Origin of the sequence: Streptomyces sp. NPDC004610 (assembly GCF_040609715.1) — a bacterium.
GTDB lineage: Bacteria > Actinomycetota > Actinomycetes > Streptomycetales > Streptomycetaceae > Streptomyces.
In genome coordinates this window covers 83325-107297 of the sequence record NZ_JBEXLA010000006.1, presented here as the reverse complement: position 1 = coordinate 107297, position 23973 = coordinate 83325, and the positions used below count along the sequence as shown (strand labels likewise).

The following is a 23973-nucleotide window of genomic DNA, read 5'->3' as shown; positions in this document are numbered from 1 at the left end:
GTACGGTCATCTGGGCTCCCCGGTGGGCACGGGCTTGGCGGTCCTGACCGGCAGGATCGCATGGACGCGGAAGCCGCCGCCGTAGCGGGGGCCGGTGGTGAGGGTGCCGCGCACGGCGGTGACCCGCTCACGCATCCCGAGCAGTCCATGGCCGCCGGAGGGCGGGGGGCCGATGGCGTCCCCGGTGCCGTCGTCCAGCACGGTGATCTCGATACTGGGGCCCACCCGGACCACGCTGACCTCGGCCTTCGCCTGCATCCCGGCATGTTTCTGGACGTTGGTCAGGGCTTCCTGGATGACCCGGTAGGCGGCCAGGTCGACGGCGGCGGGCAGGGTGACGCCCTGGTCGGCGCGGGCCACCTCGACCGCGAGCCCGGCGTTGCGGAAGGTGGCGACGAGGGCGTCGAGCAGTCCGAGGCCGGGGGCCGGTTCGGTGGGGGCCTCGGGGTCGTCGGACTGGCGCAGCAGACCGACGGTGGCGCGCAGTTCGTTCAGCGCGGAGCGGCTGGCCTCGCGGACATGGGCGAGGGCCTCCTTGGCCTGGTCGGGCCGCCTGTCCATGACATGGGCGGCGACCCCGGCCTGCACATTGACCAGCGCGATGTGATGGGCGACGACATCGTGCAGATCGCGGGCGATCCGCAGGCGTTCCTCGGCGACCCGGCGGCGGGCCTCCTCCTCGCGGGTGCGCTCGGCCTTCTCGGCCCGCTCCCGTATGGCCTGCACGAAGGCGCGGCGGCTGCGGACGGCGTCCCCGGCGGTGGCGCCGATGCCGGTCCAGGCGATGATCCCCAGGTTCTCCTGGGCGTACCAGGGCAGCGGCCCGGCGAGCATCGCGGAACCGGCGAGGGCGACGGTGGTGAGCAGGGCGACCCGCCAGGTGGTGGTCCGGTCGGTGCGGGAGGCGACGGTGTAGAGGGCGACGACGGCGGCCATGGCGACGGGGGCGCGGGAGGCGCTGGAGACGTTCTCCAGGACGGTGAGCGCGCTTGTGACGGCGAGGACGGCGAGGGGGGCGCGGCGGCGGCGGACCAGAACGGCGGCGCCGAGCGTCATCAGGACCAGGCTGAGGGTGTCGGGGGTGCGGATGCCCCAGGTGACGCCGTGCTTGCCGTGGGAGTCGGTGAAGGATCCGGCGATCATGCACACCAGCACGGCCGCGGCCAGGGCGGCGTCCAGCGCCAGGGGGTGGGCGCGGATCTGGCGCCGGGCGCGGTCGAGTGTGCTCACGGGGATTTACGGTAACCCGGGCGGTGGCGGGTGCGTAGGGGCCCGGTGCTGGAGGTGACGGGCCTCTCGGAGGTATCGGCCGGGTGAGGCCCGGGTCGTCGCCTCCGGCGGGGTGCCGTCTAGCCCGGGATCAGGCCCTCGTCGCTGAGGAGCTGTCTGACCTCCTCCAGCGTCGCGTCCGGCGACGGGAGGATCAGGTCGGAGGGTTCGAGGGCGTCGTCGGGGAGGGGGGTGCCCAGGGTGCGGACCTCCTGGAGAAGGGCGTGGAGGGTGCGGCGGAAGCCTGGTCCGTCGCCGTTCTCCATCTCCTCCAGGAGTTCGTCGTCGAGCTTGTTCAGATCGGTGAGATGGCTCTCGGCCAGCGTCACCTGTCCCTCCCCCATGATCCGTACGATCATGTCGCCCTCCTCGGCGTGGGCCCGGGGTTACTGCTTGTCGAACCTCGGGGTGTCCTGCGGCTGCTGCTGGGACTGCGACTGGCCGTTGCCGCCCTCGATGGCCTGCTGGGACGACGAGGAACCGCCCGCCAGCTCGGCCTTCATCCGCTGCAGTTCCAGCTCTACATCCGTACCACCGGAGAGCCGGTCCAGCTCGGCCTGGATGTCGTCCTTGGCCATGCCGGTCGGGTCGTCCAGGGCGCCGGAGGCGAGCAGCTCGTCGATCGCGCCGGCCCGCGCCTGGAGCTGGGCGGTCTTGTCCTCGGCCCGCTGGATGGCCAGGCCGACGTCGCCCATCTCCTCGGAGATGCCGGTGAACGCCTCGCCGATCCGGGTCTGGGCCTGGGCGGCGGTGTAGGTGGCCTTGATGGTCTCCTTCTTGGTGCGGAAGGCGTCCACCTTGGCCTGGAGGCGCTGGGCCGCCAGGGTGAGCTTCTCCTCCTCGCCCTGGAGGGTGGCGTGCTGGGTCTCCAGGTCGGTGACCTGCTGCTGGAGGGCGGCGCGGCGGGACAGCGCCTCCCGGGCGAGGTCCTCCCGGCCGAGCGCCAGCGCCTTGCGGCCCTGGTCCTCCAGCTTGCCGGACTGGTTCTGGAGCTGGTTGAGCTGCAACTCCAGCCGCTTGCGCGAGGTGGCCACGTCCGCGACCCCGCGGCGGACCTTCTGGAGCAGCTCCAGCTGTTTCTGGTACGAGTAATCGAGGGTTTCGCGCGGGTCCTCGGCCCGGTCAAGGGCCTTGTTCGCCTTCGCGCGGAAGATCATCCCCATACGCTTCATGACACCGCTCATGGGCTTCGCGCGCCCCCTTCTGACGGACTCCAGCTCCAGCTCTGCGACAGGACCCACAGTACGGGCCCTGCATCCATTGACGCACTGTTCGGGGTCGGATGCGCTCATCCCCAAGGACGAGTACCCGCGGATCCGATCCGGCGTGAGGAGTAGGTGGTCCCCGGGGACCACTTTCCCGGGCCGTGCGGACGGGTACGCAATCGTCCCCTCTGTCCCCCTACAGACGACTGGTGTTGCGGGATCGTTCCCCCCGGGGCTGGGGTCCATGCCTGTGCACCCCGTACCCTTGGGTTTTGTGTTCCGTAGCCGTGCCAAAGACGAGAAGGCCACCGCCGCCGCCCAGGCGCAGATGACCGGCTCCCCCGAGACCCGTGACCCGCAGGCCCCGAAGGGCAGGCCCACGCCCAAGCGCAGTGAGGCCCAGTCCCAGCGCCGCAGCGTGGCCAATACGCCGATGACGCGCAAGGACGCCGCCAAGCGCGGGCGCGAGGAGCGCCGGGCCGCCCTGGAGAAGCAGCGCAGGGCGCTGGCGGGCGGTGACGAGCGCTATCTCCCGGTCCGCGACAAGGGCCCGGTGCGCCGCTTCGCCCGTGACTTCATCGACTCGCGGTTCAATGTGGCGGAGTACTTCCTGCCGATGGCCGTGGTGATCCTGGTGCTGAGCATGGTCCGGGTGACCCAGCTCCAGACCATCGCGCTGCTGCTGTGGCTCGTGGTGATCGTGCTGATCGTGCTGGACTCCTTCGCGACCGGCTACCGGCTGAAGAAGCGGCTCGCCGAGAAGTTCCCGGACGACAACCGGCGGGGCGCGGTCGCCTACGCCCTGATGCGCTCGCTCCAGATGCGTCGGCTCCGGCTGCCCAAGCCGCAGGTCAAGCGCGGAGAGCGGCCCTGAGCGCAGCGTCGTTGCCCGGGGGTGCGGACCGCGCGTTGCCGGGGCGGCCCGGCAATCTGCGCGATGTCGTACGGCAGGAGCTGGTGGCCCGGCAGCTTGAGGAGCAGATAGCCGGGCGGTTCCCGGTCGGGCGGCGACTGCGGGTGCTCGATGTGGGGATGGGCCAGGGCACGCAGGCGCTGCGCCTGGCGCGGGCCGGGCACCAGGTGACCGGGGTCGAGCAGGACGCCTCGATGATCACGGCCGCGCGCGAGGCGCTGGCGGCCGAGCCGGAGGGCATCCGGGAGCGGATGCGGATCGTGCAGGGCGACGGCCGGGACACCGGCGTCCACTTCCTGCCGGGCAGCTTCGACGTGGTCCTCTGCCACGGGGTGCTGATGCATGTGGAGGAGCCGGATCCGCTGCTGGCGGGGCTGGCCCGGGTGATGGCTCCGGGGGGTCTGCTGTCGCTGCTGGTGCGCAATGGTGACGCGCTGGCGCTGCGGCCGGGTCTGTCCGGCGACTGGGCGGGCGCGCTGGCCGCCTTCGACACCGCCGTCTACCGCGATCGGCTGGGCCTCGATGTCCGCGCCGACCGGCTGTCGACGCTGACCGGCACCCTCGCCGGGATCGGTGCCCCGCTGCGCTCCTGGTTCGGGGTGCGGGTCTTCACCGACACGGCACCGCACGACGCCGCGCCGCCGGACGACCTGGAGGCGCTGCTCGCCGCCGAGGAGCGGGCGGGCCGCACGGATCCCTACCGGGGCGTGGCGGCGCTGCTCCATCTGTGCGGGGTACGGGGCGGAGCGGCGGCGGGCTGACGCCGGGAAGGGCATGCCCGTTCGGGTGAGTACGGCGGGCCCTCGCGGGGCGGCGCCGTGAGACTCGGGGCATGGACGCTTCCCGATTGCGCACCCCGATTCTCCGTATGGCGCGTGTACGGCTGCTTTGTGGGGCGCGAGTACGGCTGCTTTGTGGGGCGCGTGTACGGCTGCTCCGTGCGGCGCGAGTACGGCTGCTCCGGGTGCCTCGGGCGGCCGGGCCGGTCGTCGCCGTCTTCTGCTGTCTCGCGCTGGCCGCCGGATGCTCCTCCGGGTCCGGGTCGGCGGGCGGGGACGAGGAGAGCGGGTCGGACACCGCCCAGGCGTCCGCGCCGCGCGCCTCCGGCGATCTCCAGAGCGACTATCTCAGGGTCATCAAGGATGTCCTGCCGTCGGTGGTGCAGATCCAGGCCACCAACGATCTGGGGTCCGGTGTGGTCTACGACGACAAGGGCCATATCGTCACCAACGCGCATGTGGTCGGCGACGAGCGGTCCTTCCAGGTGACCACCGCGAGCAGTGAGCAGCCGCTGACGGCGGAGCTGGTGTTCGCCTATCCCGAGCAGGATCTCGCCGTGGTCAAACTGGACTCGGTGCCGGACGGGCTGGCCCCGGCGAAGTTCGCGGACTCCTCGAAGGTGCAGGTCGGGGACATCGTGCTGGCCATGGGCTCACCGCTCGGGCTGTCGTCCAGCGTCACCCAGGGCATTGTCTCGGCAACCGGGCGGACGGTCAGCGAGAGCCAGTCCGGCGGGGGTACGGGCGCGACCATCGCCAACATGATCCAGACCTCGGCGGCGATCAACCCCGGCAACAGCGGGGGTGCGCTGGTCGACCTCGACAGCGAGGTCATCGGGATCCCCACGCTGGCCGCGACGGATCCCGACCTCGGGAACAGCACGGCGCCGGGTATCGGGTTCGCGATCCCGGCGAACATGGTGAAGACGGTCGCCGATCAGATCATCAAGAGCGGGCGGGTGACCGACTCCGGGCGGGCCGCGCTCGGCATCGTCGGGCGGACGGTCGTGGACAGTGACCTTCGGGCGGCGGGGGTGGCGGTGGTGTCCGTGGAGAGCGGGGGCGCTGCCGCGCAGGGGGGTCTGAAGGCGGGGGACGTCATCACGCGGCTCGGGGATGTCGACATCACGACGATCCAGTCGTTGTCGGAGGCGCTGGCGGAGGACAAGCCGGGGGACAGGACGTCGGTGACTTATACGCGGGACGGGGCGGAGAAGAAGGCGGATGTCACGCTGGGCGAGCAGTGACGTGACCTGAAATCGGTGGGGGGTGGGTATTCGGGTGGCTCTTCGGGTGCGGGTGGGTGGGGGCTGGTCGCGCAGTTCCTCCCCCAGAGGGGGTACCCCCAGCGCCCCTAAAGGCAGGGTGTTGCCCCTTAGCCGCGTTCGATCCGGGCCGTGGCTGGCCCTGCCGTGCGCGGTTCCCCGCGCCCCTGGAAGCAGGGCGTTGCCCTCGCCTGCGTGCGATCCGGGCCGTAGCTATCCGAACCGTGCGCGGTTCCCCGCGCCCCTGGAGACCCGCGTGGGTGAGCGCCCCCCGCCCGCTGTGGCAGGGGGCGGTCCCGGTCATGCCTCCGTGGCAGCCGTCAGGCTCATCGGGCCGTAGATCTCCGTGGCGTCCTCGAAGAGGCGTACCTGGTCGGTGCCGCCCGCGAGCAGTTCCTTCCAGTACTCGCCGATCCAGGACTCCGCGTCCCCCTGGGTGGTGAACTCCTCCGGCACCACCGCGGGCTGGACCTCCGTCCCGTCGGCCTTCTCGAACCGCCACGTCCATGCCGCCATTCGGGCCTCCCTGATGTCAGCGCGTGCAGAGCCGGGCCGGATCTTGGTCCGGTCCCGCCCCGAGCCTAAGCGGTCCGCCGGGTCCGCGGTCGCGGACCGCAGGTGATCCAGCACAGTGCGTGGATCCGGACGGACCGCCGCCGATCGCGACCCTGCGCGGGCGCGCCACGCGGCCGGCGGAGAAAATCGGGGTGTGGAAGTGACTCTGCTCGGCACCGGCGCCCCCGCGGGCCTGCCCCGCCCCGACTGCCCCTGCGCGACCTGCGCCACCGCGCTGGGCCCGGCCGCCCGCGCGGCCACCGCGCTGCTGGTGGACGGCACCCTGCTGCTGGATCTGACGCCGGGCGCGGCGTTCGCGGCGGCCCGCGCCGGACGGTCGCTGGGCGGCGTACGGCAGGTGCTGTTGTCGCATCCGCACGACGGGCCGCCGGTGGAGGTGCCGGCCGGGCTCCCCCAGCCGGGCCGGGTGCCCGACGGCCGGGAACTCGCCCTGCTCACCGGGCACCGGGTGCGCGCGGTGGCCATGGACGCGCCCGGCACGGGGTACGCGGTGACCGGCCCCGACGGGCAGCGGCTCCTGTACCTGCCGCCGCGCGCCGCCCCGGCGGGCCTGGAGGAGGGCCAGGGGCCGGGGGGTACGGAGCCGTACGACATGGTGCTGGCGGATGTGACCGGGCGGCCGGACGCGCTGGCGCGGCTGCGCGCGGCGGGCGGGATCGGTCCCACGACGGATGTCCTCGCCGTCCATCTGGACCATGACGTACCGACCGGCGCCGAACTGACCCGGCGGCTGGCCGCGGCCGGGGCGCGGGCGGTGCCGGACGGGACGACCCTGGCCGTCGGCGCCTACGAGGACGTCCCCGATGTGCCGCGGCGCACCCTGGTGCTGGGCGGGGCGCGGTCCGGCAAGTCGGTGGAGGCGGAACGGCGGCTGGAGTCCTTCCCGGACGTGCTGTACGTGGCGACCGGGGGGACACGCGCCGGGGACGGCGAGTGGGCGGAGCGGGTCACGCTGCACCGGGAGCGGCGGCCGGGGTCCTGGCGGACGGTGGAGACCTGCGACCTGCCGCCGCTGCTGGCCCAGGAGGGGCCGCCGGTGCTCGTGGACTGTCTGTCGCTGTGGCTGACGGACGCGATGGACTCCGTCGGGGCGTGGGACGACGCGGTGTGGGCCGACGGCGGGGAGAAGGCGCTGCGCGAGCGGGTGGGGGAACTGGTGGAGGGGGTGCGGGCGACCCGGCGGGTGGTGGTCCTCGTCTCGAACGAGGTCGGCTCGGGCATCGTCCCCGCGACGGCGTCGGGGCGGCGGTACCGGGATGAACTGGGCCGCCTGAACGCCGCGCTGGCGGGAGAGTGCGAGCAGGTGCTGCTGGTGGTGGCGGGGCAGGTGGTGGTGTTGCGGGGGTAGGGGGGAGTGCTCGCCTGTGTCGCGGGGCGGCGCGAGTGCGTGTGGCTAGTTGCGCCTCGCCAGTACCCGGTACGTGTTCGAGAAACCCGTCCGCCGCAGCCCCGGTGCCAGCGCCGCGTCCAGGGCCCGCGCCCCCGCGCACACCGGCCCCACCCCCCGTGCCAGCGCGGCCCGCAGCCGTAGCCGTCCCGGTGTCGGCGGTGCTGCCCGCCAGGGCGCGTCCCCCTCCGGCAGGGCCCGCGCCAGCAGCAGTTCCGCGGCGACGCCCAGGTCGTACGGCGTATGCGCGCCCCGGTGGTCGACGGCGACGATCGCGCATCCCGCGGCCTCCAGTTCCGCGCAGACGTTCGGCGCCGGGAGCAGATGGAGATGGCCCGGCTGGGTGTGCGGCAGCCACCAGCGTCCGAGCAGCGCCGCGTACCCGCTGTGTGGGTCGGTCGCCTCCAGCAGGACATGTCCGCCGGGCCGCAGCACGGTCAGCGCGGCGGCCAGTTCCGCGCGGGGGTCGGGGGTGTGCTCCAGATGGTGCAGCAGGCTGACGACGTCGTAGCGGGCGCGCAGCCGGGCCGCCGTCGCCGGGGCGGTGAGCCGTCCGATGTGGGCCTCCTCGATCCGTCCGGCCTCCCGGGCGCGGACCACCCTCGGTGTCGGGTCGAGGCCGTCGAACGCGGTGTAGGGGAAGTAGGCGCGGGCCGCGTCCGGGAAGTCGCCGGAGCCCGTGCCGACATCGAGCCAGCTCTCCGGTTCGAGGGCGGCCGGTACCGCGCGGGCGGTGGCCCGCAGCCGGCGGCGGGTGCGGACGGGCTCGGGGGCGTCCCAGCGGTAGAAGGACAGGCCCTCGGGGGTGAGCCGGGGGTTCTGGAAGGCGTGCCCGCACGCCCGGCACTCGTCGAGGGTGAACCGTCCCGGCTTGCCCTGGACCAGGTCGGGGGTGGTGAGCCGGGCCCTCAGGTCCGCCGAGCCGCACCAGGGGCAGTCGGCGCGGCGGGGTTCGTGGAACCGGTCGGTGCCCAGGGCGAGTTCGGCGGCGTAGGCGGCGCGGCGCCGTGCGGTCGCCGGGGCCGGGGTGGGGGTCGGTGCGGCGGGCGAGGGGGACATCGGCGGCTCCCGGAAGCACTGAAGGGCGCAGAAGGACACAGCGGGATGCGTAACATTTCACTGCAAAACGGAACGTATGGGATGGCGATCTCGGGTGCAATGACGCCGTGCCCGCGGGGTGGCGCCGGTGGGGGCCATCGCGGCTGAGTTCCCTCCCGGCGGGGCCGGTACTGTTCGGCGAATGAGCGCGCTGAATCTCGATGACTTCACCGATCTGATCGAGCGCCCCGACGGCGGGGTCCGCCGCGACGCCGAGGCGTACCGGGAGCGCCGGATCGTCCCGCCCGGCTCCCTGGGGCGCCTGGACGAGCTGGGCGAATGGCTGGCCGCGGCCCAGGGCGTGGTGCCGGTGCGGCCGGTGGACCGGCCCAAGGTGGTGCTGTTCGCCGGTGATCACGGGATCGCCGAGCTGGGGGTCTCGGCGCGGCCCGCGGGCGGTGCCGGGGAACTGGTGCGGCAGGTGCTGGAGGGCGGCCGTCCGGTGTCGGTGCTCGCCCGGCGCTCGGACGTGCCGCTCCGGGTCGTGGACATGGCGCTGGACTGCGACGCCGGGTCACTGCCGGACGAGGTCGTACGGCACCGGGTGCGGCGGGGCAGCGGGCGGATCGACATCGAGGACGCGCTGACCCCCGAGGAGGCGGAGGCCGCCTTCCGGGCCGGGATCGCGGTGGCCGACGAGGAGGCCGACTCCGGGACGGATCTGGTGGTGCTGGGCGATGTCAGCGTCGGCGGGACCACGGTGGCCGGGGTGCTGATCGCGGCGCTGTGCGGGACCGACGCCTCGGTGGTGACCGGGCGGGGCGGGCTGGCCATCGACGACCTGGCCTGGATGCGCAAGTGCGCCGCGATCCGGGACTCGCTGCGACGGGCCCGGCCGGTGCTCGGCGAGCAGTTGCGGCTGCTCGGGGCGGTCGGCGGGGCGGACTTCGCGGCGATGACCGGGTTCCTGCTCCAGTGCGCGGTGCGCAAGACGCCGGTGATCCTGGACGGGGTGGTCACGGCCGCGTGCGCGCTGGTGGGCCAGCGGATCGCGTTCCGGGCGCCGGACTGGTGGCTGGCCGGGCACGACAGCGGGGAGCCGGGGCAGGCGAAGGCGCTGGACCGGATGGCGCTGGAACCGCTGCTGGCCCAGCGGGTGTCGGTGGGCGAGGGCGCCGGCGCGCTGCTGGCCCTGCCCCTGGTCCGGGCCGCGGCGGCCCTGACGGCGGAACTCCCCGAGCAGCCCGAGCAGACGGAGCAGCCGGAGCAGACGGCCGACAAGGGCGGGAGCGAGAACGAGAGCGCGACCGCCGCATCGGAGTAGCCCGCCGGGCGCGCTGCCGCCGCCCCCGCACCGCCCCGCTCGGCACAATGCTCCCGAGATGAAGACGATCACCGCAGTCCTCGCCCGCTGGGCCCGCGTCGAGTGGGGCGCGCTGTATGTCACCGTGCGGGACGGGCTGCGGGACGGCGGCCCGCGGGCCGTGGCGATGACGCTCGGGGCCGTCGCCCTGACCGCCGTCCTGCATGTGGTCCACCGGCAGTCCTGGGGCCACGGGTTCGTGGCGGACGTGGGGTCCGTGCGGGCCGGGGAGCCGCTGTGGACGGCGCTGCTGCGCACCCCGCTGTCGTTGTTCGTCCCGGCGCTGGATCTGCCGGTGTGGGGGGCGCTGGCGCAGATCCTGGTGGTGTTCGGGATCGCGGAGATCTCTCTCGGGCGGCCGGTGACACTCGCCGTCGCCTGTCTGGCCACCCTCGCCGGGACGCTGTACGCGCGGATCGGGATCGCCGTCGGCGGTCCGCTGGGGCTGCCCGCGTCGGACGCGGGGGTGGTGGACACCGGGCCGTCGGCGGCGGTGGTCGGGCTCGCGGTGTTCACGGCCTGGCGCTACCGGGCGTTCGGCACGCTCGCGCTGGTGATCGTGGCGGCGGTCGGTGAGGTGCTGGTGGTGGACAACCTGGCCGGGCGGGAGCATCTGGTGGCCGTCGCGGTGACGCTGCTGCTGTGCGCGGGGGTGGGGCTGCGTCAGCGGCGGGCCGGGGCGCGGGCGAGTTCGGGGTCCGGGGTGCCGCCGATCCAGTCCTGAATCCGGCGGCTGGGGCCGAGCCAGCGCCGGTCGTGGTGGTAGGCGCGCAGCCGGGCCCTGGCACGGGCGCGGGGCCGCCGACGGTAGAGCCGTCGCGCCCAGAGCGAGGTGGGCCGGGCCAGCCGGACGGCGCCGAACCAGGCGAGGAACGGGATCACCACCCCGAAGACCGCGAGCCGGGCCTTGCCCTTGGCGAGGCAGATCAGGGAGAAGAGGAAGTTCACCGCGATGGTGGCGAGGACCGTGCCCCGGCTCTGGAGGTCCTGCTGGTCCAGGCCGTCCACGCCGAAGGGCGAGTAGCCGAGCAGCAGCAGTCCGACCAGGGAGGCGGTCAGCACCACCGCCTCGACGCTCTTGCGCCCCTCCTCGCTCCAGTACACGTCGTCCAGGTGCAGGATCAGCGCGAACTCGTCCAGGACCAGCCCGGCGCCCACCCCGAACACCACCGCCGCCAGCGCCGACCCGAAGCCGCGCTGGCCGCCCGCCACCGCGCAGAACCCGCCGACGATGGTGAGGACGACGCCGGGCACCACATGGTGGATGTGCAGCCCGCCCGCCCTGACGTTGCCGAACGGCCCCCGGCCCGCCCGGATGAGCCGGGTGATCAGCCGGGTGATCAGAAAGGTGACGACGAACGCGGTCAGCGCGAGCAGCAGCGGGAGCTTGCCCGGCTCGACGATGTTCCGCTCCCACCACATCCCCATACACCAATTCTGTACCTGCATCCATGTGATAGCGGTACATATCTCCCCATACCTGCCCCGCGTCGCGCCCGGCCGCTCACGTACGCTGCCCGGATGCCCGAGAACCCCACTGGCGCCCCCGGCCTCCGCTTCGCCTTCGGCACGCTCACCGTGCTGCCGGTCCGGGTGACCCGCTGGGACCGGGACGCGGCCCGCGCGGGCATGCTCTGCGCACCGCTGGCCGGGCTGGTGGTGGGCGGCTGCGCCGCCGCCCTGGGGCTGCTGTTCCTGCTGCTGGGCGGTGGCCCCCTGCTCGCCGCGGTGGCCTCCGCCGCCGTCCCCGCCCTGCTCACCCGGGGGCTGCATCTGGACGGGCTGGCGGACACCGCCGACGGGCTCGGCAGCGGGCGGCCCGCCGAGGACGCGCTGCGGATCATGAAGCAGTCGGACATCGGCCCCTTCGGGGTGCTCGCCCTGGTCTTCGTCCTGCTCGCCCAGGTGGCCGCCCTCGCCACCCTCTACGACGACTCCTGGGCCCGGGGCGCGCTGGCGGCCGTCGTCGCCGGGGCGGTCTCCCGGCTGGCCCTCACCCTGGCCGCCCGCACCGGGGTCCCTCCGGCCCGCCCGGAGGGCCTGGGCGCGGCGGTGGCCGGTGCGGTCCCGCTCCCCGGGGCGCTGGCCGTGGCGGCGGGGGTGCTGGTGGCCGCGGGGGCGGGCGGTGCGTCGCTGGGCCCGGCGGGCCTGCTGCGTACGGTCCTGGCGGTGCTGGTCGCGCTGGTCGCCGCCGAACTGCTGCTGCGCCACTGTGTGCGGCGGTTCGGCGGGGTGACGGGGGATGTGTTCGGGGCGGTCGCCGAGACGGCGGCGACGGCGGCGCTGGTGGTGGCGGTGCTGGGCTGAGCGTCCGTCAGGGGCGGCGGGGGCGCAGGGCGTGCGGGAGGGTGCCCCAGGGGTGGGTGCCGGTGCCGGGGACGCCGCAGTGCAGGGCGGTGGCGCGCTGCCGGGCGGTGGCGGCGAGGCCGACGCCGGCGGGGACGCCGTGGACGAGATGGCAGTCATGGGTGCCCCGGACCAGGGGGCCGGGGCGCCAGGGCTGGGCGTCGTAGGTCTCCCAGGGGCCCTCGAAGGTGACCAGGACATCGGCGATCCGGGCGTAGCAGGGGTGCGGCGGGGTGCCGGGGTTGAGGGCGAGGGTGGCGCAGCCGGTGCCCCAGGCGGCGGTGGCCAGGCGCTGGTAGTGCGGGAAGTCCTCGGGTGAGGTGGGGATCTGGTCGAAGAAGGCGCCGTCGACCTCGTACCAGGCGCGGTGGTGGGTGAGGTCGGCGGCGACCTGGGCGTGGGGGCGGCGGCCGTAGTCGGTGTCGGTGTAGCCGAGGACGCGGACCCCGGCGGCGCGCAGCCGGGCGGCGGTCTCGGCGAAGGCCGGGTCGGGGCGGGCGCCGGGGCCATTGCCCGGGTTGAGGACGACGGCGTAGATGTGGGGGGCGGCGACCAGCAGGGCGGACCACTCGGCGGGGCGGACGGCGGGGTGCTCGTAGTACGGGACCAGGAGGGTGCTCATCGGGTGCTCATGGCGGGGTCGTCGGGGTTCGTGGAGTGGTTGTCGGGGGTTGTGGAGTGGTCGTCGGGGCTCGTGGCGTGGTCGTCGGGGCTCGTGGAGTGCTCGTCGGGGCTCGTGGCGTGGTCGTCGGAGGTTGTGGAGTGGTCGTCGGGGGTTGTGCGGCGGTTGTCGTGGGGGCTCATCTGTGGGCGGTGGCTCTTCCGAGGAGGACGCAGACCAGGGTGGCCTGGGCGGCGGTGGCCGTGCCGTGCACCCAGAGGTGGGACTGGTCGCCGGCGTCGGTGAACAGGGTGAGGGTCTGGGCGAGGGCGGCGGCGCAGCAGATCGCCGCCGCGCCGGCCACCGCGCCGAAGGACGGGGTGCTGTCGGCGAACAGGGCGCGGTAGTTGGCCAGCACGGTGTCCAGCACCGGGCAGAGGATGCGGTCCTCGGCCAGGTTGGACTGGTGGACGTAGTGCGGGCGCGGGTCGTTGGCGATGATGTGCGGCAGGGCCGTGCGGGCCTCCTGCGGCACGATGTGGTCGTCGTATCCGGTGGTCACGTCCAGCGGGTCCGGCAGACAGGTGGAGGCCGGGTTGGTCTCGCAGACCCCGCTGCCGCCGTCCGCGGCGGAGGTGTAGATCCAGTTGTACTCGTCGGCCATCTCCTCCTCGGTACCCGTGTTATAGAACACGTTCATCGGGTACCGGGGCACCGTGCGGGCGGCGCCCACGGCGCGCTGCGCGGACTCGCGGGAGCTGTCCGAGGCGAGCCAGGAGATACCGGTGTCGGCGAGGGCGCCCGCGAGGTTGGGGTTGTCGTCGGGTTGCTGCGGGGTGGTGCGCAAGTCGGAGTGCTCGCCGGTGACCAGTTCGCCGGGGGTGACCGGGAGGCCCTTCGGTGAGGGCGTCGGTGCCGCCGTTCTCCGCCTTCCACTCCTCACCGGAACCGGCGTTGAAGACCAGGTCCAGGGTGAAGTCCTGGGTCTGCTGCCACTGGGCGGCGTAGACCGCGTCGGCGGCCGTCATCCGGATCTCCGGGGTGCCCGCGCCGTCGCCGCCGACGCAGTCGAAGTCGCCCGGGGTGCAGTTGCGCTCGGTGTCCCAGCGGCCGTCGGGCGCGAAGACGTCGTCCACGTGCACGGCGAAGTAGTTGCGGTCCACTCGACGATGCCGCGGGCCAGCAGCCGGAACTGGTTGTAGGCGACGGTGACGACCAGTTCGCGCCGCCCGTCGTGGGCGTACTCGCCGAGCAGGCTGGCGCGGTCGGCGGAGCCGGGCACGGGGACGTCGACATAGCTGGTGCAGCCGGTGCGCGGGCGGGCCGCGAAGCCGTAGCTCTCGCCGACCGTGGGCGAGTTGTCCTCGAAGGCGAGGGGGCCGTCGAGGTAGCCGAACGGGCCCGCCTTCCCGGCGGTGGTGACGCTCGCCTCGATGCCGTCCAGGGTGCCGGCGAAGCCGCCCTGGTTCGTGTAGTCCAGGCCCACGCCCGGGTGCGCCCAGGTGTAGGCGTCGACCTGCGGGATGCCGTAGGTCCGCTCGTAGCTCTCCAGCGCGCTCTGCTCGGCGGAACCCGCGCCGAAGGGCGCCTCGTTGGGGGCCACCACGCCCTGGAACTTGGCGCGCGGGACACCGCCCACGGTGTCGCTGAGGAACGCGGCGTCCACGACCGGGCGGCCCGGTGGTGGACGGGATGCCCGTGCTCTCCAGTTGTGCGGTGATGGCCTCGACCGGGCTGTCGCAGACATGGAGGACCAGTGAAAATCATGCAAACCGACGGCCCTCGTACCCGACCGAACAGCATGAGTGTGACCCGGATCACCGGACCAAGGGATCGCAAAATGGCCACGACGTCACCGGCGGGTGAACACCCGCAGTAATGAGCGAGCGCAGCGACGCGCGTAGGCTCGTCCCGCATATGTGCCGAGCTGGTGCGGACAACGGTCGAGACCGCACCCTCAAGCCGGTTTCGGCCGCAGCCCGCGTCGGCTGCCACCGGGCCCGGCCGGCCCACACCGTTCGGCCGCCGAAACTTCACACCGGAAGCGAGATTTCACCACCGTGACTGCTCTCACTCTCAGCACCTCCGGGGCACCAGCCCTGCGGGGCGACGCGATCGTCATCGGCGTCGCCAAGGGCGCGAAGGGCCCCGTCGTCGCGGCCGGCGCCGAGGCCGTCGACCAGGCGTACGACGGCCGGCTCGCCGGAGTCCTGGAGACCCTCGGCGCCTCGGGTGCCGAGGGCGAGGTGACCAAGCTGCCCGCGCCCGCCGGTTTCAAGGCGCCGCTGGTGCTGGCCGTCGGTCTGGGCGCCGAGCCCGCCAAGGACGCCGGATACAGCGGGGAGGCCCTGCGCCGCGCCGCCGGTGCCGCCGCAAGAGCCCTGACCGGCAGCAGGAAGGCCGGCTTCGCGCTGCCGCTGGCCGATGCCGCCGACGCCGGCGCGGTCGCGGAGGGCGCCCTGCTCGGGGCGTACGCCTTCGACGCGTACAAGGCGAACGCCAAGAACGACGATGATGCCGCCAAGGCCGCCAAGAACGGCAAGGGCGCCAAGAACGGCAAGGGCCCGCTGGCCGAGGTCGCGCTGCTCGGCGGCAAGCCCCGCGACAAGGCGTACAAGGCCGCCGTCGAGCGGGCCTCGGCCGTCGCCGAGGAGCTGAACCGCGCCCGCGACCTGATCAACACCCCGCCGAACGACCTCGACCCCGAGGCGTTCGCCGCCGTCGCCTCCACCGCGGGCAAGGAGCACGGCATCAAGGTCCAGGTACTCGACGAGAAGGCCCTCACCAAGGGCGGCTACGGCGGCATCCTGGGCGTCGGCGCCGGGTCGGCGGCGGCCCCGCGGCTGGTGAAGCTGTCGTACACCCACCCCAAGGCGGCCAAGCACCTCGCCTTCGTCGGCAAGGGCATCACCTATGACTCCGGCGGTATCTCGCTGAAGCCGGCCGGTCACAACGAGACGATGAAGTGCGACATGAGCGGGGCCGCGGCCGTGTTCGCGGCGGTCGTCGCCGCCGCGCGGCTGGGCCTGAAGGTCAATGTCACCGGCTGGCTGGCGCTGGCCGAGAACATGCCCTCCGGCTCGGCGACGCGTCCGGGCGATGTGCTGCGGATGTACAGCGGCAAGACGGTGGAGGTGCTCAACACCGACGCCGAGGGCCGGCTGGTGCTCGCCGACGCGCTGTGGGCGGCCTCGCAGGAGAAGCCGGACGCGATCGTGGACGTGGCGACCCTGACCGGCGCGATGGTGCTGGCGCTGGGCAACCGGACCTTCGGTGTCATGGCCAACGACGACGCGTTCCGCTCCGCGGTGGTGGACGCGGCCGAGTCGGTCGGCGAGGCGTCCTGGCCGATGCCGCTGCCGGAGCATCTACGCAAGGGCATGGACTCGCCCACCGCCGACATCGCGAACATGGGTGAGCGGATGGGCGGGGGGCTGGTGGCCGGGCTCTTCCTCCGGGAGTTCGTGGGCGAGGGGATCACCTGGGCGCACCTCGACATCGCGGGGCCCGCGTTCAATGAGGGCGGGGCGTTCGGGTACACGCCGAGGGGGGGGACGGGGTCGTCGGTGCGGACGCTGGTGCGGCTGGCCGAGCTGACGGCTTCTGGGGATCTGGGGTGACTTTCGCCCAATAGCTCGATTGGTGCCGGTATGCGGCGAGTGCGGGCTGTGTGTGGTTGATCGCGCAGGTCCCCACGCCCCCAGAGGCCCTCTTCGGCGAGACGTGGGGTGTGGTGTCTCACACCATCGCCCCGCGTCTCGTCCGGGCGGGACAAGTGCGAAGATGGGCGGCGGCAGGACAGGGCCCCATCCCAGGGCCGAAGGCAAGAAGCGGCCGGACACCAGCCGCCGACCGGTCAGCGGAGACCGGCGTGGCGCACATGCATGGAGGACGTGACGTGGCGAACGACGCCAGCACCGTTTTCGACCTAGTGATCCTCGGCGGTGGCAGCGGTGGGTACGCCGCGGCCCTGCGCGGGGCTCAGCTGGGCCTGGACGTCGCCCTGATCGAGAAGGACAAGGTCGGCGGTACCTGCCTGCACCGGGGATGCATCCCCACCAAGGCCCTGCTGCACGCGGGCGAGATCGCCGACCAGGCTCGCGAGAGCGAGCAGTTCGGCGTCAAGACGAGCTTCGAGGGCATCGACGTAGCCGGTGTCCACAAGTACAAGGACGATGTGGTCTCGGGCCTCTACAAGGGCCTCCAGGGACTCATCGCCTCCCGCAAGGTCACCTACATCGAGGGTGCGGGCCGGCTGTCCTCGCCGACCTCCGTCGATGTGAACGGCCAGCGGATCCAGGGCCGCCACATCCTGCTCGCGACCGGCTCCGTGCCGAAGTCGCTGCCGGGTCTGGAGATCGACGGCAACCGGATCATCTCCTCGGACCACGCGCTGGTCCTGGACCGGGTCCCGAAGTCCGCGATCGTGCTCGGCGGCGGGGTCATCGGCGTGGAGTTCGCCTCCGCGTGGAAGTCCTTCGGCACCGATGTCACCGTGATCGAGGGCCTGAAGCACCTGGTCCCGGTCGAGGACGAGAACTCCTCGAAGCTGCTGGAGCGCGCGTTCCGCAAGCGGGGCATCAAGTTCAACCTCGGCACCTTCTTCTCGAAGGCCGAGTACACCGCCGACGGCGTCAAGGTCACCCTGGCCGACGGCAAGGAGTTCGAGGCCGAGGTCCTGCTCGTCGCCGTCGGCCGCGGCCCGGTGTCGCAGGGCCTGGGCTACGAGGAGGCCGGGGTCGCCATGGACCGCGGCTATGTCCTCGCGGACGAGTACATGCGGACGAACGTCCCGACCATCTCCGCCGTCGGCGACCTGGTGCCCACGCTCCAGCTCGCGCACGTCGGCTTCGCGGAGGGCATCCTGGTCGCGGAGCGGCTCGCCGGTCTGAAGGTCGTCCCGATCGACTACGACGGTGTGCCGCGGGTGACGTACTGCCACCCGGAGGTAGCCTCCGTCGGGATCACCGAGGCCAAGGCCAAGGAGATCTACGGCGCGGACAAGGTCGTCGCGCTGAAGTACAACCTGGCGGGCAACGGCAAGAGCAAGATCCTGAAGACCGCGGGCGAGATCAAGCTCGTCCAGGTCAAGGATGGTGCGGTGGTCGGCGTGCACATGGTCGGCGACCGTATGGGCGAGCAGGTCGGCGAGGCCCAGCTGATCTACAACTGGGAGGCGCTGCCGGCCGAGGTGGCCCAGCTCATCCACGCCCACCCGACGCAGAACGAGGCGCTCGGCGAGGCCCACCTCGCCCTGGCGGGCAAGCCGCTGCACGCACACGACTGATCAGCCCTCGGGCGCGACGACACAGACTTCCGCAATTCGTTAGGAGCAACCGAAACCATGGCGGTTTCCGTAACCCTTCCGGCGCTCGGCGAGAGCGTCACCGAGGGCACTGTCACCCGCTGGCTGAAGGCCGAGGGCGAGCGCGTCGAGGCCGACGAGCCGCTGCTCGAAGTGTCCACCGACAAGGTCGACACCGAGATCCCCTCGCCCGTCTCCGGTGTCCTCGCCTCCATCAAGGTGGCCGAGGACGAGACGGTCGAGGTCGGCGCCGAGCTGGCCCTGATCGACGACGGCTCGGGCGCCCCGGCCGCGGCTCCCGCCCCGGCGGCCGAGCCCGCCCCGGCCCCTGCCCCGGCCGCTGCCCCCGCTCCCGCCCCGGCGCCGGTCGCCGAGGCCCCGGCCGCCGCCCCGGCGGCCCCGCCCGCCCCCGAGGCCCCCGCCGCCCCGGCGGCGCCCGCCGGTGCCGCCTCCGGCACCGATGTGGTGCTGCCGGCGCTCGGCGAGTCGGTCACCGAGGGCACCGTCACCCGCTGGCTGAAGGCCATCGGTGACACCGTCACGGCCGACGAGCCCCTCCTTGAGGTCTCGACGGACAAGGTCGACACCGAGATCCCGGCGCCCGCCTCGGGCACGCTGCTGGAGATCGTGGTCGGCGAGGACGAGACGGCCGAGGTCGGCGCCAAGCTGGCGGTCATCGGCGAGGCGGGGGCCGCCCCGGCCGCCGCTCCCGCCCCGCCGGCCCCGGCTCCGGCTCCGGCTCCGGCCCCCGCGCCGGTCGCCGAGGCCCCGGCGGCTCCGCCCGCCCCGGCTCCTGCGCCGGCGCCGGTCCAGCCTGCCGCGCCCGTGGCCCCGGCGGCTCCGGCCCCCGTCGCCCCGTCGCCCGTCGCCCCCGCGCCGGTCACCCCGGTGGCCCCGGCCGCCCCGGCGCCCGCCGCCGGTGCGACCGACGAGGGTGCCTATGTCACCCCGCTGGTGCGCAAGCTCGCCGCCGAGAACGGTGTCGACCTGGGCGCCGTCAAGGGCACCGGCGTCGGCGGCCGGATCCGCAAGCAGGATGTGCTGGCCGCCGCCGAGGCCGCGAAGGCCGCCGCCGCTCCGGCACCGGTCGCTGCCTCCGCCGCTCCCGCTCCGGCCGCCCGCAAGAGCGCGCCGAAGCTGGAGGTCTCGCCGCTGCGGGGCCAGACCGTCAAGATGCCCCGCATCCGCAAGCTCATCGGCGACAACATGGTCAAGGCGCTGCACGAGCAGGCGCAGCTGTCCTCGGTCGTCGAGGTCGATGTCACCCGGCTGATGCGGCTGCGGGCGCAGGCGAAGGACTCCTTCGCGGCGCGCGAGGGCGTCAAGCTCTCCCCGATGCCGTTCTTCGTGAAGGCGGCGGCCCAGGCGCTGAAGGCCCACCCGGTCATCAACGCCAAGATCAACGAGGCCGAGGGCACCATCACCTACTTCGACACCGAGAGCGTCGGTATCGCGGTGGACTCCGAGAAGGGCCTGATGACCCCGGTCATCAAGCACGCCGGTGACCTCAACATCGCCGGTATCGCCAAGGCCACGGCGGACCTCGCCGCCAAGGTCCGCGGCAACAAGATCACGCCGGACGAGCTGGCCGGCGCGACCTTCACGATCTCCAACACGGGGTCGCGGGGCGCGCTCTTCGACACGATCATCGTGCCGCCCGGCCAGGTCGCCATCCTGGGCATCGGCGCCACGGTCAAGCGTCCGGCGGTCATCGAGACGGAGGAGGGCACGGTTATCGGCGTCCGCGACATGACGTACCTGACCCTGTCCTACGACCACCGCCTGGTCGACGGCGCGGACGCGGCCCGCTACCTGACGGCCGTCAAGGCCATCCTGGAGGCGGGCGAGTTCGAGGTGGAACTGGGCCTGTAACAGGCCCTTCGGCACCCAAGACGCCCCCGCCCCGGAAACCCCGGGCGGGGGCGTCGCCGTTAGGGGGCGCTGGGGGTACCCCCTCTGGGGGAGGAACTGCGCGACCAGCCCCATCCCACCCGCACCCGCCTCTCATCAGAACCACCCACCCCACTGCGCGCCGACAACCCCGTGTAACCCTCATCTCACCTGCACGAAAGCACCCCGCCCTGCCACCCCAGCGGAGCGCTCCCGCCGTATTGTCTAAACGTCAAACGTTAAGGAGCTCTCATGACCGCGCCCGTCATCCACTCGCTGCGCGAACAGATCCGCGAGCACATCCTTGAGGGGATCATCAGCGGACGCTGGCAGCCGGGCGAGCGGATCGTGGAGCGGCGGATCGCCACGGAGCTGGAGGTCAGCCAGACCCCGGTGCGCGAGGCGCTGCGCGAGCTGGAGTCGCTGCGGCTGATCGAGTCCGCGCCGAACAAGGGCGTGCGGGTGCGCAATCTGACCGCGGCCGATCTGGAGGAGAGCTACCCCGTGCGGGCCGGTCTGGAGGCCATCGCGGCGGAGCTGGCGGCGGAGCGCCTGGCCGGCGACTGCTCGGCCCTGGAACCCCATGTCACGGCCCTGTACGAGGCCGACAGCCGCGCCGACGGCACCTCCCAGGTGCGGCACACCGTCGGCTTCCACCGCGAGCTGGTCTGCGCGGCCGGGAACTCGGTGCTGCTGCACACCTGGGAGGGGCTCGGCATCGAGGTGTTCACGGCGCTGTCCATCCGCTGGCTGGGCACGGTCCAGCAGTCGTACGCGGAGGAGCACGAGGAGCTGGTGGACGCGTTCCGGCGCCGGGATCCGCGGATCGCGGAGATCGTGAAGGCCCATGTGCTGGGCTGCGCCCCCCGCACCAGCCCCGAGTAGCGAGCCCGAGTGGCGAGCCCTGAGTAAACGGTCCTCCCCCGCCGGGCGGCGTGTGAGCGATCGTTCGCTCGTACCTCCCCCACCTGCGGAAACCCTTCGAAAATCCGTCGAGAACACGGCACCGCGTGCCTGTTCGAATGACACCCCGTGCCCACTTTCTCGTGATCAAGAGGTTTTCTCCCTCAACCCTTTGATCGATCATCGATCAGGGAGTTACAGTCACGGACGGGCTTCCACCAGAGCCTCACGCCCTGTCCTGCCAAAGACCAAGGGCACCCCCGAACCCTTACCGATGAGGGAACCCCCTTCGACTGAGGAAGGCGGCGACATGACCGACCCCTACGCCATCCAGCCGAGCGCGCTCGACCAGCTCCCCGACCGGGACCCGGAGGAGACCGCCGAGTGGCAGGCTTCGCTGGACGCCGTCGCCAAGGCTGCCGGCCCGCACCGTGCGGCTTATCTGATGCGCCGCACCCTGGAGCGCGCGGAGGGCACCGGCATCGCGCTGCCGAAGCTCCTCGAAACCGACTACGTCAACACCATCCCGACCTCCGCCGAACCGGCCGTGCCCGGTGACGAGGCGCTGGAGTCCCGGATCACCGCGTACAACCGGTGGAACGCGGCGGCGATGGTGACCCGCGGCAGCAAGTACGGCGTCGGCGGGCACATCGCCACCTTCGCCTCCGCGGCCTGGCTCTACGAGACCGGCTTCAACCACTTCTTCAAGGGCAAGGAGGGCGACGGCTCGGGCGACCAGCTCTACATCCAGGGCCACGCCTCCCCCGGTATCTACGCCCGCGCCTTCCTCGACGGGCGCCTCTCCGAGCAGCATCTCGACCACTTCCGCCAGGAGTCCGGCGGCAGCGGACTGCCGTCCTACCCGCACCCGCGGCGGCTGCCGTGGCTGTGGGAGTTCCCGACGGTCAGCATGGGCCTCGGCCCGCTCTCGGCGATCTACCAGGCCCGTTTCAACCGCTACCTCACCCACCGCGGCATCAAGGACGTCTCGTCCTCGCACGTATGGGCGTTCCTCGGCGACGGCGAGATGGACGAGCCGGAGTCGACGGCGGCCCTGGCGCTGGCGGCCCGCGAGGAGCTGGACAACCTCACCTTCGTCATCAACTGCAACCTCCAGCGCCTGGACGGCCCGGTCCGCGCCAACTTCAAGATCGTGCAGGAGCTGGAGGCCCAGTTCCGCGGCGCCGGCTGGAATGTCGTCAAGTCGCTGTGGGGCGGCGCCTGGGACGAGCTGTTCGCGCTCGACACCACCGGCGCCCTGCTGCGGCGGCTGCGCGAGGTCCCGGACGCCCAGGTGCAGACGTACCAGACGCGGGACGCGGCCTATATCCGCCAGGACTTCTTCGGCAAGGACCCGGCGCTCGCCGAGCTGGCCAAGCTGCTCAGCGACGACAAGATCCTGGAGTGCTTCCACCTCTCGCGCGGCGGCCACGAGGCCCGCAAGGTGTACGCGGCGTACAAGGCGGCCGTGGAGTTCAAGGGCGCGCCGACGGTGATCCTGGCGCAGACCGTCAAGGGCCACACCCTCGGCACCGGCTTCGCCTCGAAGAACGCCAACCACCAGATGAAGAAGCTGACGGTGGACGAGTTCAAGGCGATGCGGGACCTGCTGGAGCTGCCGGTACCGGACTCCGCCTTCGCCGACGGCCAGGTGCCCTACGCCCACCCGGGTGCCGGCTCCCCCGAGGTGCGCTACCTCCAGGAGCGCCGCGCGGCCCTCGGCGGTCCGGCCCCGGCCCGCCGCACGCACCCGCTGGCCCCGCTGCCCGCCCCGTCGGAGAAGGCGTTCGCCTCCTTCGACAAGGGCTCGGGCACCCAGAGCGTGGCGACCACCATGGCCTTCGTACGGCTGGTCAAGGACCTGGTGCGGGACAAGGAGACCGGGAAGCGCTGGGTGCCGATCGTGCCCGACGAGGCCCGCACCTTCGGCATGGAGTCGCTCTTCCCGTCCCTCGGGATCTACTCCCCCAAGGGCCAGACCTATGAGCCCGTCGACCGCGACCAGCTCATGTACTACAAGGAGGCCACGAACGGCCAGATCCTCAACGAGGGGATCACCGAGGCCGGTTCGATGGCCGACTTCATCGCCGCGTCCAGCGCGTACGCGACGCACGGCGAGGCGATGATCCCGTTCTACATCTTCTACTCGATGTTCGGCTGGCAGCGCACCGCCGACCAGATGTGGCAGCTCGGCGACCAGCTCGGCCGGGGCTTCCTGGTCGGCGCCACGGCGGGCCGGACCACCCTGACCGGCGAGGGCCTCCAGCACGCCGACGGCCACTCCCCGCTGATCGCCTCCACCAACCCGGCCGCGCTCTCCTACGACCCCGCGTTCGCCTACGAGATCGCGGTGATCGTCCGCGAGGGCCTGCGCCGGATGTACGGCGAGGCCGCGCCCGGCGAGGACCAGGACGTCTTCTACTACCTCACCGTCTACAACGAGCCGGTGCCACAGCCCGCGAAGCCCGCCGGGCTGGGTATCGACGAGGGCATCGTCAAGGGCCTGTACCGCTTCAACACGGCGGAGTCCGCGGGTCTGAACGTGACGGCGGCCAACGCCCCCCGCATCCAGCTCCTCGGCTCCGGCACGGCGATCCACTGGGCGCTGAAGGCGCAGAGGTTGCTCGCCGAGGAGTGGGGCGTGGCGGCGGACGTCTGGTCGGCGACGTCCTGGACCGAGCTGCGCCGGGACGCCCTGGAGGCGGACGCGGCTCTGCTGCGCGGCGAGGAGCGGGTGCCGTTCGTACGACAGGCGCTCCAGGGCGCGGAGGGCCCGGTGCTGGCGGTCTCCGACTACATGCGCCAGGTGCCGGACCAGATCGCGCAGTGGGTCGAGCAGGACTACACCTCGCTGGGCGCCGACGGTTTCGGCCTCTCCGACACCCGTGACGCGGCCCGCCGCCACTTCGGGGTGGACGCGGAGTCGATCGTCGTGGCATCGCTGGCGAGGCTGGCGCGTGGCGGTGCGGTGTCCGCTACCGCGGTGAAGGAGGCTCGGGAGCGGTACGGGTTGTAGGTCGGCCGCGGGTAGTAATTCGGGTGCGGGTCGGTGGGGGCTGGTCGCGCAGTTCCCCGCGCCCCTAGAAGACGCGCGCGTCTTTCAGGGGCGCGGGGAACTGCGCGACCGGCCACA

At 72.8% G+C, this 23973-nt stretch carries 20 protein-coding genes and 1 pseudogene; 12 read left to right on the top strand and 9 right to left on the bottom strand.

What is annotated here, in order from left to right:
• Positions 1–6: 6 nt before the first annotated feature.
• The 3 genes from ABZX40_RS08520 to ABZX40_RS08510 form a co-directional block, all read right to left on the bottom strand.
• Positions 7–1230, bottom strand: a complete 1224-nt coding sequence (locus tag ABZX40_RS08520; RefSeq protein WP_355736393.1) for a histidine kinase — start codon at positions 1228–1230, stop codon at positions 7–9.
• A 119-nt stretch (positions 1231–1349) separates the two neighbouring features.
• A complete protein-coding gene (locus ABZX40_RS08515) occupies positions 1350–1628 on the bottom strand; it encodes a hypothetical protein (protein ID WP_355736390.1) in 279 nt (92 codons plus the stop codon).
• Between the two features lie 27 nt (positions 1629–1655).
• A complete protein-coding gene (locus tag ABZX40_RS08510) occupies positions 1656–2453 on the bottom strand; it encodes a PspA/IM30 family protein (protein ID WP_355736387.1) in 798 nt (265 codons plus the stop codon).
• Positions 2454–2718: 265 nt separating this feature from the next.
• Here ABZX40_RS08510 and ABZX40_RS08505 point away from each other — a divergent pair, with 265 nt between their 5' ends.
• The 3 genes from ABZX40_RS08505 (at position 2719) to ABZX40_RS08495 (ending at position 5413) form a co-directional block, all read left to right on the top strand.
• Positions 2719–3348: a DUF3043 domain-containing protein gene (locus ABZX40_RS08505; protein ID WP_355736384.1), complete on the top strand. Its 630-nt coding sequence runs from the start codon at positions 2719–2721 to the stop codon at positions 3346–3348.
• Between the two features lie 83 nt (positions 3349–3431).
• Complete coding sequence (locus ABZX40_RS08500) at positions 3432–4148, top strand: methyltransferase domain-containing protein (RefSeq protein WP_355736806.1); 717 nt, start codon at positions 3432–3434, stop codon at positions 4146–4148.
• Positions 4149–4351: 203 nt separating this feature from the next.
• Positions 4352–5413, top strand: a complete 1062-nt coding sequence (locus tag ABZX40_RS08495; RefSeq protein ID WP_356162474.1) for a trypsin-like peptidase domain-containing protein — start codon at positions 4352–4354, stop codon at positions 5411–5413.
• Between the two features lie 318 nt (positions 5414–5731).
• On the opposite strand, the gene ABZX40_RS08490 is transcribed toward ABZX40_RS08495, so the two are convergent.
• Positions 5732–5947: a hypothetical protein gene (locus tag ABZX40_RS08490; RefSeq protein WP_355736379.1), complete on the bottom strand. Its 216-nt coding sequence runs from the start codon at positions 5945–5947 to the stop codon at positions 5732–5734.
• Positions 5948–6140: 193 nt separating this feature from the next.
• Between ABZX40_RS08490 and ABZX40_RS08485 the strand changes: the two genes are divergently transcribed.
• On the top strand, positions 6141–7355 hold the full coding sequence (locus tag ABZX40_RS08485; RefSeq protein WP_355736376.1) for a bifunctional adenosylcobinamide kinase/adenosylcobinamide-phosphate guanylyltransferase: 1215 nt from the start codon (positions 6141–6143) through the stop codon (positions 7353–7355).
• 45 nt (positions 7356–7400) lie between these two features.
• Here ABZX40_RS08485 and ABZX40_RS08480 read toward each other — a convergent pair whose 3' ends face one another.
• Complete coding sequence (locus ABZX40_RS08480) at positions 7401–8453, bottom strand: class I SAM-dependent methyltransferase (protein ID WP_355736374.1); 1053 nt, start codon at positions 8451–8453, stop codon at positions 7401–7403.
• Positions 8454–8634: 181 nt separating this feature from the next.
• On the opposite strand from ABZX40_RS08480, the gene cobT reads away from it, so the two are divergent.
• The gene (gene cobT, locus ABZX40_RS08475; protein ID WP_355736371.1) at positions 8635–9756 is read left to right on the top strand and encodes a nicotinate-nucleotide--dimethylbenzimidazole phosphoribosyltransferase; all 1122 of its coding nucleotides are present in this window, start codon (positions 8635–8637) and stop codon (positions 9754–9756) included.
• Between the two features lie 58 nt (positions 9757–9814).
• Positions 9815–10519 (top strand): hypothetical protein, encoded by a 705-nt coding sequence (locus ABZX40_RS08470; RefSeq protein ID WP_355736368.1) that lies wholly within the window; start codon positions 9815–9817, stop codon positions 10517–10519.
• On the opposite strand, the gene ABZX40_RS08465 is transcribed toward ABZX40_RS08470, so the two are convergent.
• Positions 10459–11223, bottom strand: a complete 765-nt coding sequence (locus ABZX40_RS08465; protein ID WP_355736365.1) for a hypothetical protein — start codon at positions 11221–11223, stop codon at positions 10459–10461. The two genes, ABZX40_RS08470 and ABZX40_RS08465, sit on opposite strands and share 61 nt — an antisense overlap.
• Positions 11224–11316: 93 nt before the next feature.
• Between ABZX40_RS08465 and cobS the strand changes: the two genes are divergently transcribed.
• Entirely contained in the window at positions 11317–12102 is a 786-nt protein-coding gene (gene cobS, locus ABZX40_RS08460) for an adenosylcobinamide-GDP ribazoletransferase (protein WP_355736363.1), read from the top strand.
• 7 nt (positions 12103–12109) lie between these two features.
• On the opposite strand, the gene ABZX40_RS08455 is transcribed toward cobS, so the two are convergent.
• The 3 genes and pseudogenes from ABZX40_RS08455 to ABZX40_RS08445 form a co-directional block, all read right to left on the bottom strand.
• The gene (locus tag ABZX40_RS08455) at positions 12110–12763 is read right to left on the bottom strand and encodes a spherulation-specific family 4 protein (protein WP_355736360.1); all 654 of its coding nucleotides are present in this window, start codon (positions 12761–12763) and stop codon (positions 12110–12112) included.
• On the bottom strand, positions 12760–12945 hold the full coding sequence (locus tag ABZX40_RS08450; protein WP_355736358.1) for a hypothetical protein: 186 nt from the start codon (positions 12943–12945) through the stop codon (positions 12760–12762). Before ABZX40_RS08450 ends, ABZX40_RS08455 begins: the two co-directional genes overlap by 4 nt.
• 173 nt (positions 12946–13118) lie before the next feature.
• Positions 13119–14478, bottom strand: a pseudogene (locus ABZX40_RS08445) (hypothetical protein); the annotation flags it as partial.
• Positions 14479–14802: 324 nt separating this feature from the next.
• Between ABZX40_RS08445 and ABZX40_RS08440 the strand changes: the two are divergent.
• The 5 genes from ABZX40_RS08440 to aceE all read left to right on the top strand — a co-directional run bounded on the left by ABZX40_RS08440 (position 14803) and on the right by aceE (position 23856).
• Entirely contained in the window at positions 14803–16362 is a 1560-nt protein-coding gene (locus ABZX40_RS08440) for a leucyl aminopeptidase (RefSeq protein ID WP_355736355.1), read from the top strand.
• A gap of 278 nt (positions 16363–16640) precedes the next feature.
• Complete coding sequence (gene lpdA, locus ABZX40_RS08435; protein WP_355736353.1) at positions 16641–18029, top strand: dihydrolipoyl dehydrogenase; 1389 nt, start codon at positions 16641–16643, stop codon at positions 18027–18029.
• Positions 18030–18086: 57 nt separating this feature from the next.
• Positions 18087–19919 carry a 2-oxoglutarate dehydrogenase, E2 component, dihydrolipoamide succinyltransferase gene (gene sucB / locus ABZX40_RS08430; protein ID WP_355736350.1) on the top strand — a complete coding sequence of 611 codons (1833 nt, stop codon included), beginning with the start codon at positions 18087–18089 and terminating at the stop codon, positions 19917–19919.
• 270 nt (positions 19920–20189) lie between these two features.
• Positions 20190–20822 carry a GntR family transcriptional regulator gene (locus ABZX40_RS08425; protein WP_355736348.1) on the top strand — a complete coding sequence of 211 codons (633 nt, stop codon included), beginning with the start codon at positions 20190–20192 and terminating at the stop codon, positions 20820–20822.
• A gap of 328 nt (positions 20823–21150) precedes the next feature.
• Positions 21151–23856, top strand: coding sequence for a pyruvate dehydrogenase (acetyl-transferring), homodimeric type (gene aceE, locus ABZX40_RS08420; protein WP_355736345.1), 2706 nt, complete (start codon positions 21151–21153; stop codon positions 23854–23856).
• The last annotated feature ends 117 nt before the right edge of the window (positions 23857–23973 follow it).